The organism is Saccharothrix sp. ALI-22-I, from assembly GCF_001984175.1.
Taxonomy (GTDB): Bacteria; Actinomycetota; Actinomycetes; order Mycobacteriales; family Pseudonocardiaceae; genus Actinosynnema.
This window is the reverse complement of the sequence record NZ_MTQP01000024.1, coordinates 1-12,484: the sequence shown is the minus strand read 5'-3', so window position 1 is coordinate 12,484 and position 12,484 is coordinate 1. Positions and strand designations below refer to the sequence as shown.

The window sequence follows — 12,484 nt, the reverse complement described above, 5'->3', positions numbered from 1 at the left end:
CCCGCTCGACCGCGGGCCTGCCGACGACCTCACCAGCACAGGCGGCAGGACTGCACCGACAGTGCGCGGAAGCGGTCGCGCAGCCGTGCTGTCAGGTCGTCGCGTAGGGCACCTCGATGCCGCAACCGGTGCTGACGACGTTCGGCCCGTCGGTCACGCAGCCGAGCACCGACGAGTCGGGCTGCGGGATCGCCAGATCCCGGTAGGCCGGGCTGGTCGACACCCGCAGCACTCGCGCGCTCGGCGGCGTCCAGGGCGTGCGGCGGCGGGCTGCGGGCAGCCAGGGACCGTGCAACGGACCTTTCCGGTCGGCGTGCCGATAGTGCGTCGCCCGGGACGTGCCGGTCAGCGCGCACGAGGTCGTGACCGGGATGTCGGCGGCGCGCAGTTCGGTGAACGCGGCCGTCATGACGTCCTGGGCGGCCTGTCGTTGTCCGTGCTCTCGGAGAGTTCTGCCAAGAGCATGTGCTTTCCCATGATGTCCAACGCCATCCGGGTCTTCGCCAGATCCGAGGTCAGCTTCTCGTTCTGCCGGCGCAGCAGTCTGACCAAGAGTGCCACCGACGAAAGGTGGTATAGGTCGCGCCGGATCATCGCTCGAACTTGCGCACCACCACTCACCATTCGGCACCGACCAGGCGATCACGACGGCCAGCCTTGGTGGAGCGCTTCGCGAGGGCACCAATCCGCATCGCGTGCCAACCTGGCATCCGTATCCGATCGACCGCTCTGAGTCAGCAGCACCGGAGATACCGCCGCACACGACAGCAGCGCCGAAATCAGAGCGCTACCGGTTGTGGACACGTCGGTCGATCCAGGCACGATGGGGGAGATCCCGGAGACCGCACCGGATACCACTCGGAGGGGCGACCCGTTCCTGGAGCAGTCCGGTGACCCTATTTCGCGGGATTCCGGACCCTGCTCCAGTTTGCTCCAGTCAGGCGTGACACTGTCCACAGTGGAGCGGCAAACAAGATCACCCGCCGAACCTGTTTCGCAGGTCGGCGGGCGATTCGTATGCTGTATTCGATTGTGGAGCTGAGGGGACTCGAACCCCTGACCCTCACACTGCCAGCCCGGACCAATCAGTGCCCTGACCAGCGCAAACAGAGAACCACCACGTCAGCCGGTGTCGTTCACCACCGTTCGAAGCCGTCGAACGCCGTCGCAGGTCGTTCAACTCCACCGCCTGCTCCAGTTTTGCTCCACACACCGCAGTGTGAACGGCAGCAACAGGTGCCGACCTCAACCGCCGAACACACGGTCCCCCCGAGCGGTATGGAACTCGGTCCGCACCCCGCAGCGCCGCGGCCAACTGCTCGGCCAACCGCTCACCTCGGTCGTGCCACGCCGCCGTGGCCGCCTCGTCAGGGAAGCCCGAACTCTCCGGATCGCTTCGGTTGTAGACGGCCTGGAACTCGTCGTCCCACGCAACGATCGCCGCCGCCACATCGGCCGGCGCGTCGAACTCGGCCACGAGCCGCTCGGCCGAGCAGTTGTCGGTGACCACCTCGTCCGCGGTACGGACCCAGAACGGGAAGCACTCCCACTCCGGCGCCCCCGGACCGAGATCAGTCGGCTCATTCTCCCATCCCCGGTGCCCAGTCCACCGCAGGCGGAAGGTCGCCCGCCGACTGCGTCACAGCAGCTCAGCGGACGAACTCCTCCCTACGGCCGCGTGAACCGTTGAAGTGGCCGCTCGCGCCGTCAGCGTCTCCTGGCAGCACGAACACGTCGCGCGGTGATGACCACGGTGACGAGACTGATCGCCATTCCGATCACAGCGAACACCACGCTCGCGACGACAGGTGCGATCGGCACCTCCAAGGTCACCGCGCCGCTCCGGCAGACGACGGATGGGGTGGCGCCGAGGCGCAACTCCGCCACCACCTCGGTCGACGCGAGTTGTCCCGCCACGTCCTGTCCGCACCACTGATACGTCGATGTCACCTGGGCGAGCCCGAGCACCGCGACTCCGAAGAGGGTCGCGAAGACCAGTGCGCACGCCACCGCGAGGCCGCGGTCGGTCATGAGAGGTCGCGACATGTCAGCGCAGGTGACTCCGGTTCTCGAACGACTCGTCATCATCAGGGCGATGTGCGACGCCGCGCCGCTCAACCGGCGGGGTCTCAGGCACGGCGGTGACGTGCTGCTTCAATCGCAGTGCGTCGTCGAGTTCACGCGCCAGATCGGCCATGCTGAAGTCGAGCACCTCGGCAGCCCGCTTGGCCGCCTCGTGCGCCGCCATGAGCTCCTCGGCCAACCAGGGCTCCCCTCCTTCGTAAAGGGTGTTGGGCGCCATGTGCACCCGGACGAGCTTGCCCATCATGTCCACCCACACCGTGACGGCACCACTGGGCGACACACCCTTGTACTGGCTGAACAAGGCCTTCTCGGGATCATTCCTGATCTTGGCGAACCGTTCCTGCGCCTGCGCGACCATTTCCTGCGGGTCCACGGTTCCTCCTAGGGCTGGATCCTGCCCAGCGACTCCATCGCCTTGACCGCGTCGGCGGACGCCTCCGCGCACTTGGCGATCTGCTCGTCGGCCTTGAACTTCTGCGAGTGCCACCACGCGGCCAGACCCGCCAGGACACCGAGGATGCCCAGGATCAGGCCCACGACGGCACCAATCCCGGTCAGGCCGACGATGATGCCGGCGATGACACCGATGATCCCGAGCACGAACCCGATGGCGCTCCAGATGTTGTTCCACATGTCCGACGCCTTGAACTCGAAGCCGTCAGCGAGGTCGACCAGCGCCTGACCGACGTCGTGAGCGGGCTTGCGCATCTCGCCCAATGCCTGCTTCATCCGGTTGATGCGCTCGGTGTAGGCGTTGCTCGCCTCACCGGTCCACGCCGAAGCCTGGTTGGCCGCCGTCTCCAAGCCCTTGACGCACTCGTCGATCGCCCGGCCCAACTCGTCCGCGCCATCGGACTGCCCCGTGCCCCACACGTCCCGCCCGATCCTGCGGAACGACTCCGGGTCGATCTCCCTGACAACCCTCAAGGTGGCCTCGATCGAAGGCAGACCGGGAGCGTGGCGGGCGGTGAACCCGTCGATCTCCCCCGCGTCCGACAGCAAGGAGTCCGTGATCACCGACTGCAGGAAGCCCATGCGTTCCTCCTCCTGGTCATTCCGGGTAGACCCGACGCAGACCGTCTCCGACCAGCTTCTCGGCTTCCAGGTACTCCTGCTGCGTCCGGTGGACGCCGTCGATCGCGGTCTCGATCGTGCTGTGCACCCGGTTGATGAAGTCCTGCACGGCCCGACTGGCTTGGGCGTAGTCCTGATCGACGAACTTCGTCAACGCCCGGATCACCTCGTCAACGGTCTCCTCGATGTTCTCGTGCGGGCTCACCGACTGCACCGTCAAGCTGCCCTCGAGACTGGCCTTGGCGCGGAAGTCGCGCAGGCCCAGCGCCTCCCCCGCAGCCTTGAGCGTTGCCTTCAACCGATCGAACTCGGCCGGGTCAAGCGCGTATCCCCGTCCTGGAGATCCCATGCCACGTCACCCCCTGCGATCACCCGGTGCCGCAATGTAACAGCAGCAACCACCGCCACAGCCGTGAACGAACAAACGACCGGAGTCGATCAGCCTCACGGGTGAAACGACGTCCCCCACCGCCAACAGGTCGACCACCGCACGACCACTGACCACTTCGTGACCGACATCGTGAATCGGCCGTCCAGATCGGCCCACATCGTCTGCGTTCGCGCCCATCACGCGCCCGACGGCCGACACCGCCCGTCTGGCCCTGCACGTCGGGGCGGTGGCCGAGCCCGAGATCGCCGGGCACCAAGGGGGCCTTGCCCGTGCACTAGCGCTGCATCTTGCTCTCGGGTCGGTCGCTCCGATATTCGACCAGGTTCTCGTGTGGCACTCGTGTTGCGGTTGCCCATGGGCCCGGTCACCAGCGAGCAGTGGCGCAAAGCGGCAGCTCTCGCATCCAGAAGCCCCGCTCGGATCACTGTCTCAGCCTGAGTCGCCCGTCCACCGGCTCAGCGTTAACAGAGAGCACCCGGCGCGAAACCGATCGGACTGTCGTGTGTGGGCTCAGGACATGCTTAACCGTTTGTCGTCGGGACATGCTTAACGTCAGCTGGGCGTGACGCCTTTGCCGGTGACGTGCAGCCTGGTGATCGGCTTGAGGCTGTGGCGGGGCCGGACGGCGATCTCTTCTTCGCCGTGCAGGACACGGAGGTGGGTGTCTTCGATGACGACGGTGACGAGCTTGCCGCGGTGACGCGGTCCGAGTTTGATCCGTTGACCGCCGACCAGGATGCGGCCGCTGGCGTGCACTCGCCGTTGGGCGCGTAGCGATCCCGCGGGCAGCGGCGGTGGCGGCAACGGACTGGACGGCATGCGTGCGCCCTGCAAGCGGGCGAGCTGGTCGGTGCTGATCGGGCAGGGCCAGCTGCCGATGAGGACGTTGTCGAGCACGGCGTGCATCAGGTGCCCGTCCAGCCGCAGGGTGACCTTGCGGCCCGCGTGGGCGAAGCCGACCAGGTGCGTAGTGCCGGCGATGGTGACCACGCCGTCCTTGTTGACCGAGCGGTCGATCTCGACCGCACCGCCTTCGGGCAGCATTGGGATGCCGTCACGTCGGCGCAGCGCGGGCAGGGCGGGCTGCGGCCCGGCGACGCGGGCACCGCGCATCACCAGGTGCCGCAGGTCCTCGGGCCGCAGCCGGGATGCGACCGTGCGCACGACGTGCCCGTCGGAGGAGACGTGGATGCTGCGCTGGTCTGCCCAGATGGTGACGGTCCGCCCGGCCATGGCCTGGTGCAGCGAAACCTTCTGCCGCCCGGACAGGACGGAGAGTTCGCCGCTGGGCGGCACGCGTGCCTCGAACTCCACGGCCATCCCGTCCGGGGCCGGTGTGGGCGGCTCGATCACGTCGACCACCAGATCGGACACCGGTTCGTCTGATGTGGACTGGGACACCTCGAGCCGGGTGGGGCCGTTGGGGCGGAACAGGCTGGCAGGGGTGGCCATGTCCAACGACTGGTGCGGCCGCTGGTGGTTGTAACCGGCGACCCAGCCGTCGACGGCTTCCTGCGCGGCGGCCGGTGACTCGAACGGGGCGACGTGGTCGAGGAATTCCTCGCGCAGTGTCTTGTGGAACCGCTCGATCTTGCCGGTGGTCGTGGGCGAGCGGGGTTTGGTCAGCCGTTGGGTGATGCCGTTGTCCCGGCAGATCCGCTCGAACAGCACCTCGACCGGCAGCGGCCGGTTGTACTTGCCGGTGAACTGTTTTCCGTTGTCGCTCAAGACTTCCGAGGGAACGCCGTAGCGGCGCATCGCTTCGGTGAACGCCGCGCATATCGCGCGTCCTGTAGGCACCGCGACCACCGCTGCGATCACGACGAACCGTGAGTGGTCGTCGATCCCGGTGACCATCTTGCACTGGCGTCCGTCGGCCAATGGCACACCGCCGACGATGTCGAGCTGCCACAGATGCATCGGTTCCGCGCGCTGCCAGCGCCGGTACTTGCGCTTGTGCTCTTGTGTCTGCGCCACGACCAGGCCGTTGCGCACCAGCACCCGATGCGCGGTCGCCCGCGACGGCGTGGGCTCGACACCACGTCGGCCGAGCTCGTAGCTGATCCGCCGAGCGCCCCACCGAGGATGATCACGCCGCAGCCGGCAGATCAGCGCCTCCACCTCGGCCGCCGTGCGATTCGGGCTGGTGAGCGGACGCCGCGACCGGTCCGTCAGGCCCGGCATGCCCTCCAGCTGGAAGCGCTGCCGCCAGGCATGTAGCGACTGTCGCGAGGTTCCATACCTGGCCGCGACCTCCCCGATCGGCGACCCGCCCAGCACCTCGCACACCGCCCGGTAGCGGTACTCCACCTGCGCCTGCTGATCCACAACCATCCATCCGTGATCCAGCTACTCGATCAAGAACAGACAAGATCATGATCACTGGAACCGGTCAAGCATGTCCCGAGAACGATCGGTCAAGGATCTCCTGAGCCCACACATTGACACCGAACACGATGAGTTCGCCCGGATCGCTGAGGACCCGTCACGGGCGCCGCACCGGTTTGTCTACCTGCGCAACCTTCCGGAGGACGCAGACCCGTGGGACGAGGCCAACTGGTACCACTCCAACCCCGCCCTCGGGGACTTCCTCTCACTGGCCTCCCTGCGGGAAGAAGCGCTCGAAGCCCGCAACGACCCCGCGAAAGAGAACGCCTTCCGCCAGTGCCGCCTCAACCAGTGGGTCTCGCAGTCCTCCCGGTGGATGCCGATGCACCTCTACCTGCTGTGCGTCGGAACCGTGCACGACGAACCGGCACGGCTGCGTGAGGCGCTGGCCCGTCGACCAGCCTGGGGCGGGCTGGACCTGGCGTCCAAACTCGACCTCACCGCGTGGTGTCTCATCGTCCCGGAGGGCATCGACGGCCACCCCTCCGCGCTGTGGCGGTTCTGGCTGCCTGAGGCCGGAGTGGCGTTTCTGAACGAACGCACCGAGGGTCGCGTCAGCCGGTGGGCCGAGCAGGGCTGGATCACCGTCACCGACGGTGAGGTCATCGACTACGACACCGTCGAGAACGACATCACCGCCGACACCGGCCTGTTGCGGGTCGCGGACATCTCCTACGACGAGTGGTCCGGAGAACCCGTCCGCCAACGCCTCGAACGGCGGACTGGCGTGCCGATGTTCCCTGTAGCCCAGACCTATAAGGGCATGACCCACGGCATGACCGAACTCATGGCCCTGACCAAGTCACGTGGCTGGTCCCACCACGGCAACCCGGTCGCCGAATTCTGCTTCGACAGTGTCGAAGTACGGCACCCACCCGGTGAGCCGGACCTGATCCGCCCCGACAAGCCGGAGCGCGGCAAGACCGGCAAGCGCATCGATGCCGTTCCCACTGCCACAATGGCGGTAGGCGCGTGGAGACTACGCGGACAAAAAGCCAAAAAGACCTCACGAATGACAGTTGTCATTTAAGTCGAACATGAGGTTGACATCCCGTTATACCCAACCTGTTTCGCAACTAGAAAAGCCGCAAGGTATCGTCATCGGGCACGTCATAATTCGTGAAAACCAGATCCCAGCTCGAACGCTTATCGGACTGGAGGTTGATGTCACGGCGCGTTGCCATGCGACGCACGGTGAAATCTTTGAAGATTGCACGAGTCGCGTCCGTATCACTGTTGGTCAACGTCAGGAAAACCCCGCGCTTCGAAGATTCGCGCATCGCTTCGGCCAAGCGTTCGTGGTCACTCTCGTGGAATTGCCCCGAGGTGTATCGCTTGAAGTCCGAATATCCCCCTTCAGGGATGTATGGCGGATCAAGAAAGACCCAGTCACCTGAGGAGGCTTCGCGAAGCGAGTCGCCGAAGTCAGCTTCTCGGATTTCGACGCCTTGCAGCAGCTTAGACGCCGCAAGCAATGTTGCGCGGTTGTAGTACGGCCGATCGTAAGCACCATAGGGGACATTGAACTGCCCTGCGCGATTAACCCGCCACAATCCCCGGAAAGAAGTTTTGTTCAAGTAGATTACGCGCGCTGCCCTGTCGACGTCATCAAGCGCCTTAACGTCCTGCCGACGAACACTTTCGAAGTATTCCCGATTATTCGGCATTTCGTCCAATCGACACATGACCGACTCGGGATCACGCGCCACGACGCGGAAGCAGTGCACCAGTTCCGGGTTCGCGTCTGACAGCACAGCCTTGGCCGGAGCCAACTCGAAGAACACCGCCGCGCTTCCCATGAACGGCTCCCAGTAGGTACCGGAGTACTGCGGAGCGGCAGCGACGATCTGGTCGGCATACCGCGTCTTACCTCCAGCCCACTTCAGGAACGACCGACCTTCGCCGCGAGTGCTACTCATCGTCTGTAGACGCATCGTCTTCACCCGGAGCATCTTAGCCGAGCGATGGGCGATCACGAAGAAGCAGCGCGGGCCTTCGGAGCCCGCGTGCGTCAGGCACGCGAGGCTCTCAAACTCTCCCAGGAGGGCCTAGCCGACGAAGCAGGGCTGCATAGGACCTACATCGGCAGTATTGAACGCGGCGAACGAAACGTCAGCCTCGTGAACATTCTGCGGATTGCCGACGCACTTCACGTTCCCCCAGGACAACTCCTTGACGGAATCTCTTCAAACCGGGGGATCAATGCGACGCCTTGAAGGCTTCGCTTCACCATCATGGGACGACCCGTTTTGGCATGCCGTGCGAATGCTGGTCGACATCTTTAAGCGAAAAGTCCCCACTGAGGACGAGATCCTGCCCCCGCTTCTTGCGTGGGAAGAACAGCAAGTAGCGACATTCGACTCCTATCTACGCAGGCGAAGCGCTCTCGTCAAGCCTCTCGCCGAGTATCTTAGCCTTCGAGCGGAACTCTCCAGCGATCTGCTCGGCCTGATGAGATCAGAGGAAGAGGCTAAGGAGGATTTCGCCGCAATCTCCACTAAGCAGCTTCAGAGCTACGGCACGCAGATGGCCCATCATCAATCCTCCAAAGCCCTGGTCGCAACGGTAGAAGCCATCACAATCGAGATCTGCGCTCGACACGGCAAGACCGTTAACGTTAATCCACAGCGACGCGCAAGTGCCGTAGCCGATGATCATCTCTGGGTAAGCCCGCGCCGACTCGATGGCGCTTTCCCTGGACTCAGCAACCCCCAAGCGCTATGGGAGATCAAAGAGTACTGGGGCAAGACCAGCGGTGGCAGCAAAATGTCCGACGCAATCTACGAGTGTCAACTCGTAGGCACGGAACTAAGGGCATTCGAGGCGCTTCACGGAGTCAAGATCAAGCATTATGCACTCCTGGATGGCCGTCACCAATGGAGCGCGCGAATCTCCGATCTCCGCCGAGCTGTAGATCTGCTTTATTCAGGACTCCTTGACGAGTTGATCGTCGGCAGGGAAGTCCTCACGACGTGGCCAAAGGTAGTTGAAGAACTTTGCTTGGAAGACGTCACTCTCTGACGTAGAGCGCTCCGAAGGCGGGTGACGCGGTTGGTCACCACCTTGGCCGAGATGTCGCCCGACCAGTGGGTGGCGCGGTTGGCGCGGCTGCACAACGCCAGCTTCCCGAGTTGGAGTTGCTGGACGCCTACTACGAGGGCGAACAGCCGCTGTCGTACATGCATCCGGAGTTGATCCGGCGGCTGGACGGCCGTGTGCGCCAGGTGGTGATCAACTGGCCGCAGCTCGTCGTGGACGCGTTGGACGAGCGGTTGGACCTGACCGGGTTCCGGCTGGGCGGGCAGCAGGCCGCCGACGCGGAGCTGTGGCAGATCTGGCAGGCCAACCGGTTGGACCTGCACGCCGAGCAGGCCCACATTGACGCCCTGACCCTGGGCCGCGCGTTCGCCATCGTCGGCACCAACGAGGACGACGCCGCCACACCACTGGTGACGGTGGAGTCCCCGTTGGACGTGCACGTCGACCTGGACCCGCGGACCCGCCGCGTCCGCGCGGCACTGAAACGGCAGTTCAGCGACGATGCCGAGGACGGTTCCACGGAGGCGTGGGCGACGTTGTACCTGCCCAACGAGACCATCTGGTACACCAGCGAGGACGGCGGCGGAACCTGGGCCGAGGACCAGCGCGACGAACACGGCATGGGCCGAGTGCCGGTGGTGCCGATCGTCAATCGGCCCCGCACGCGTCGCCGCCGCACCGCACCGCCCCGGCTCGGCCGCTCCGAGCTGGCGGCCGTGCTGCCGCTCTCCGATGCCGCGTCGAAGATCGCCACGGACATGATGATCAGCGCGGAGTTCCACGCGATGCCGCGAAGGTACGCGCTCGGGTTCGGCAAAGAGGACTTCGTCGACGCCAACGGCCGACCGCTCACGCCGTGGGAGGCGGTGGCCGGTGTCCTGTGGGCCTCGCCCAAGAGCCCGAAGGAGGACGGCGTCAGCGTCGGGCAGTTCCCGGAAGCCGACCTGTCCAACTTCCACAACACCCTGAACGCGTTGGCCCGGCTCGTGGCGTCGTTGACGGGGTTGCCGCCGCACTTCCTCGGCTACGCCACGGAGAACCCCGCGTCGGCGGACGGCATCCGCAGTTCGGAGTCCCGGCACATCAAGCGCGCCGAACGCCGCCAGCGGTCGTTCGGTGACGGCTGGGAGGAGGTCATGCGCACGGTGCTGCGGGTGCGGGACGGGCGCGTGCCGGACGAGGCGCTGCGCATGGAAGCCCAGTGGGTGGACGCGGCCACGCCCACGTTCGCCGCGCAGGCCGACGGGGTCGTGAAGCTGTTCAGCGCGGACCGGTTGCTGCCGCGCCGCGCGTCGCGCCGGGCGCTGGGCTACTCCGACGCCCAGATCCGGGACATGGAGGCCGAGGACGCCGAGGCCTACTCGCGCGCCATCGGGGACCAGGCCGACGAGTTCGGCCCCAAGCCGATCCCCGCCCCGCGCGTTCCCGACGACGAGGACGAGCCCGAGCAGGAGTTCGAGCGGGCATCCGGCCCGCGCCGCGCGCCGGTCCAGCTCGGCCCCTCGGCGCTGGTGCCGCCGCTGGCGGTGCAGTTCCGGGAACCGGTGCCTGTCGGGAGGTGACCACACCGTGACAGCTCCCACCGCACCGGCCGTCACGACCGATGCCGAGTACTACCGGGCACAGCAGCGCATCGTCCGCGCGGCCGTCGACCAGGCCCAGACCGCCTGGGCACAGTTGGACCCGCGTGCCCCGTCCGCGTCCTGGACCGAGGAGATTCGGCCCCAGGTCGTGGCGGCGGTGGAGGAGGCACAGCAGGAGTCGGCGGCGCTGGCGCCGCTCTACATCGCGGGCACGCTGCTGGCCGCGGGCGCGGTGTCCGCACCGCTCGCGCTGCTGGTGGCCTCGGCGTTCATCGGCCTGGCCGCCAACGGGTTGTTCCTCGGCGGGCTGATGGACTTCGCGTTCGGCTACTACCGCCGCGCCCGTGCCGCCGACGTTCCCGAGACCGAAGCTCGCGCCCTCGGGCTGGCGCGGCTGCTGACCTACGTGTCCACCGAGACCGCCGACACCGCCCGCCTCGCGCTGCACGTCGGCTCCGTGGTCGAACCCGACATCGCCGGCTACGAACGCGTGGTCCACCTACCCGCATGCGGGCGCTGCATCCTGCTGTCGGGCCGGCTCTACCGGTACTCGGCGGGGTTCCTTCGACACCCGCGCTGTGACTGCTCAATGCGGCCGGTCACCAGCGAGCAGTGGCGGGAGGGCGGCAAGAGTCGTTCCCCGCAAGCGCTGTTCGACGGCATGACCCGCGCCCATCAGGACCACGCGTTCGGCAAGGGCGAGGCCGCCGCGATCCGGGCCGGTGCCGACATAGGCCGCGTGGTCAACGCCCGCCGCCGAGGTCAGGTCTACGTCGCGGGCGGGTTCGAGTTCACCCGCGAGGCCATCACCAGCAGGGGCGTCGGCCGTCAGCTCGGCGAGCTGGGCAAGAGCGGCGGCCGATACCGCCGAAGCCGGGTTCCCCGCCCAACCGCCGCCCAGCTCGTCAACGCCGTGGGCGAAGACCAGGCCGAGCTGATCCGGCAGCTACGCCGCTTCGGCTACATCCGGTAGAGCTGCGCACGCATCTGTGCGCAGTTACGCCATGTGTCCGCAGAAAGTCTCTGTGGCTCGGAGTTTTTTTGATCACAGGTCAGCCACCCCGCCATCCCGGCGGCGACGAACGCGCACGTCAACCACGACGCCTGCCACAGGTTGGGAACGCCGTCCACATCGGCCATAACCCCGGCACCGGCCGTGGTCGCGAGCAGCCCCGCGACAGCGAGCCTCCGCACCGGCCGGTTCTTCACGCGCGGATCTTCCCACGTCCGCTCACCTGTGCACGTCACACGAAAGGGGGTTTCCGCCCTGTCCGACAACCCGACCACCCCACCCGCCCAGGAACCGCCCGCACAGCCGCCCTCAGCCGCTCCACCGGCCCCGGAACCGCCCGCCCCGACCCCACCGGCCGAAGGCACCGGCAAGGCCACCGAACCGGATTACCGGGCGCTGTACGAGGAGACCCGCACCAAGCTGACCCGCGCGGAGCAGACCGCACGGGAGCACAAGGCCAAGGCGTCCAAGCTGGACGAGATCGAGGCCGCGACCAAGACCGACGCGGAGAAGGCCGCCGAGCGCGCCACGGCCGCCGAAGCCCAGCTCGCTCAGCTTCGGCGCACGGCGGTGGACGCGGAGATCCGCGCCGCCGCCTCCGGCTGGGCCGACCCGACCGACGCGCCCCGCTACCTGGACGACCGGGACCGCTACATCGGAGAGGACGGCCGGGTCGATACCGCCGCCATCACCGCCGACCTCGCCGCGGTGCTCGCCCAGCGCCCGCACCTCGCGCGGGTCGACGGGCCGCGCCGCCCCGCCCCGGACCCCTCGCAGGGGCAGCGGTCAAGCGGGCCGTCCGGCATCGCCGAGCAGATCCGCGAGGCCGAAGCCCGCGGCGACTGGGCCACCGCGATCAGCCTGAAGAACCAGCGCCTGGCCGAGCAGGCCCGCGCAGCGGCACCCCGCATC

General features: G+C 66.8%; 16 protein-coding genes. 6 read left to right on the top strand and 10 right to left on the bottom strand.

Going from position 1 to position 12,484, the window contains the following annotated elements; all coding sequences use genetic code 11:
* Window positions 1-91: 91 nt before the first annotated feature.
* From ALI22I_RS01415 to ALI22I_RS01385, 8 genes are all read right to left on the bottom strand, one after another.
* The gene (locus ALI22I_RS01415) at window positions 92-409 is read right to left on the bottom strand and encodes a hypothetical protein (protein WP_077003765.1); all 318 of its coding nucleotides are present in this window, start codon (window positions 407-409) and stop codon (window positions 92-94) included.
* Window positions 406-561, bottom strand: coding sequence for a hypothetical protein (locus tag ALI22I_RS50245; RefSeq protein WP_179118049.1), 156 nt, complete (start codon window positions 559-561; stop codon window positions 406-408). The genes ALI22I_RS01415 and ALI22I_RS50245 overlap by 4 nt, the downstream gene beginning before the upstream one ends.
* Before the next feature lie 502 nt (window positions 562-1,063).
* Complete coding sequence (locus ALI22I_RS48405; RefSeq protein WP_143531876.1) at window positions 1,064-1,510, bottom strand: hypothetical protein; 447 nt, start codon at window positions 1,508-1,510, stop codon at window positions 1,064-1,066.
* Between the two features lie 197 nt (window positions 1,511-1,707).
* On the bottom strand, window positions 1,708-2,031 hold the full coding sequence (locus ALI22I_RS01405; protein ID WP_143531875.1) for a hypothetical protein: 324 nt from the start codon (window positions 2,029-2,031) through the stop codon (window positions 1,708-1,710).
* 16 nt (window positions 2,032-2,047) lie between these two features.
* Complete coding sequence (locus ALI22I_RS01400; protein ID WP_143531874.1) at window positions 2,048-2,458, bottom strand: YbaB/EbfC family DNA-binding protein; 411 nt, start codon at window positions 2,456-2,458, stop codon at window positions 2,048-2,050.
* A gap of 8 nt (window positions 2,459-2,466) precedes the next feature.
* Window positions 2,467-3,120: a WXG100 family type VII secretion target gene (locus ALI22I_RS01395; RefSeq protein ID WP_077003761.1), complete on the bottom strand. Its 654-nt coding sequence runs from the start codon at window positions 3,118-3,120 to the stop codon at window positions 2,467-2,469.
* A 16-nt stretch (window positions 3,121-3,136) separates the two neighbouring features.
* Window positions 3,137-3,508 (bottom strand): hypothetical protein, encoded by a 372-nt coding sequence (locus ALI22I_RS01390; RefSeq protein ID WP_077003760.1) that lies wholly within the window; start codon window positions 3,506-3,508, stop codon window positions 3,137-3,139.
* A 594-nt stretch (window positions 3,509-4,102) separates the two neighbouring features.
* Complete coding sequence (locus tag ALI22I_RS01385; protein ID WP_077003759.1) at window positions 4,103-5,884, bottom strand: IS481 family transposase; 1,782 nt, start codon at window positions 5,882-5,884, stop codon at window positions 4,103-4,105.
* A 64-nt stretch (window positions 5,885-5,948) separates the two neighbouring features.
* Here ALI22I_RS01385 and ALI22I_RS01380 point away from each other — a divergent pair, with 64 nt between their 5' ends.
* Window positions 5,949-6,968 carry a terminase TerL endonuclease subunit gene (locus ALI22I_RS01380; RefSeq protein ID WP_077003758.1) on the top strand — a complete coding sequence of 340 codons (1,020 nt, stop codon included), beginning with the start codon at window positions 5,949-5,951 and terminating at the stop codon, window positions 6,966-6,968.
* Between the two features lie 46 nt (window positions 6,969-7,014).
* Here the strand turns inward: ALI22I_RS01380 and ALI22I_RS01375 are convergent, their stop codons facing one another.
* Window positions 7,015-7,872, bottom strand: a complete 858-nt coding sequence (locus ALI22I_RS01375; RefSeq protein ID WP_077003782.1) for a DNA adenine methylase — start codon at window positions 7,870-7,872, stop codon at window positions 7,015-7,017.
* Between the two features lie 30 nt (window positions 7,873-7,902).
* Here ALI22I_RS01375 and ALI22I_RS01370 point away from each other — a divergent pair, with 30 nt between their 5' ends.
* From ALI22I_RS01370 to ALI22I_RS01360, 4 genes are all read left to right on the top strand, one after another.
* Entirely contained in the window at window positions 7,903-8,154 is a 252-nt protein-coding gene (locus ALI22I_RS01370) for a helix-turn-helix domain-containing protein (RefSeq protein ID WP_077003757.1), read from the top strand.
* A gap of 49 nt (window positions 8,155-8,203) precedes the next feature.
* Window positions 8,204-8,959: a DUF7687 domain-containing protein gene (locus ALI22I_RS48400; protein ID WP_143531873.1), complete on the top strand. Its 756-nt coding sequence runs from the start codon at window positions 8,204-8,206 to the stop codon at window positions 8,957-8,959.
* A 110-nt stretch (window positions 8,960-9,069) separates the two neighbouring features.
* A complete protein-coding gene (locus ALI22I_RS01365; RefSeq protein ID WP_238598002.1) occupies window positions 9,070-10,539 on the top strand; it encodes a phage portal protein in 1,470 nt (489 codons plus the stop codon).
* A 7-nt stretch (window positions 10,540-10,546) separates the two neighbouring features.
* Complete coding sequence (locus ALI22I_RS01360) at window positions 10,547-11,533, top strand: hypothetical protein (protein WP_077003755.1); 987 nt, start codon at window positions 10,547-10,549, stop codon at window positions 11,531-11,533.
* On the opposite strand, the gene ALI22I_RS50240 is transcribed toward ALI22I_RS01360, so the two are convergent.
* Window positions 11,521-11,769 carry a hypothetical protein gene (locus ALI22I_RS50240; RefSeq protein WP_179118048.1) on the bottom strand — a complete coding sequence of 83 codons (249 nt, stop codon included), beginning with the start codon at window positions 11,767-11,769 and terminating at the stop codon, window positions 11,521-11,523. The genes ALI22I_RS01360 and ALI22I_RS50240 overlap by 13 nt on opposite strands.
* 28 nt (window positions 11,770-11,797) lie before the next feature.
* Between ALI22I_RS50240 and ALI22I_RS50235 the strand changes: the two genes are divergently transcribed.
* Window positions 11,798-12,484 (top strand): hypothetical protein (locus ALI22I_RS50235; protein ID WP_077003753.1); only part of this gene is annotated, 687 nt, incomplete at its 3' end.

What these genes read in the sequence shown, in the direction of transcription:
- ALI22I_RS01370 (WP_077003757.1), top strand. Translation starts at nt 7,903, where the DNA reads ATGGGCGATCACGAAGAAGCAGCGCGGGCCTTCGGAGCCCGCGTGCGT.
- ALI22I_RS01405 (WP_143531875.1), bottom strand. Translation starts at nt 2,031, where the DNA reads ATGACCGACCGCGGCCTCGCGGTGGCGTGCGCACTGGTCTTCGCGACC.
- ALI22I_RS01390 (WP_077003760.1), bottom strand. Translation starts at nt 3,508, where the DNA reads ATGGGATCTCCAGGACGGGGATACGCGCTTGACCCGGCCGAGTTCGAT.
- ALI22I_RS01375 (WP_077003782.1), bottom strand. Translation starts at nt 7,872, where the DNA reads ATGCGTCTACAGACGATGAGTAGCACTCGCGGCGAAGGTCGGTCGTTC.
- ALI22I_RS01380 (WP_077003758.1), top strand. Translation starts at nt 5,949, where the DNA reads ATGTCCCGAGAACGATCGGTCAAGGATCTCCTGAGCCCACACATTGAC.
- ALI22I_RS48400 (WP_143531873.1), top strand. Translation starts at nt 8,204, where the DNA reads ATGCTGGTCGACATCTTTAAGCGAAAAGTCCCCACTGAGGACGAGATC.
- ALI22I_RS01415 (WP_077003765.1), bottom strand. Translation starts at nt 409, where the DNA reads ATGACGGCCGCGTTCACCGAACTGCGCGCCGCCGACATCCCGGTCACG.
- ALI22I_RS01395 (WP_077003761.1), bottom strand. Translation starts at nt 3,120, where the DNA reads ATGGGCTTCCTGCAGTCGGTGATCACGGACTCCTTGCTGTCGGACGCG.
- ALI22I_RS01385 (WP_077003759.1), bottom strand. Translation starts at nt 5,884, where the DNA reads ATGGTTGTGGATCAGCAGGCGCAGGTGGAGTACCGCTACCGGGCGGTG.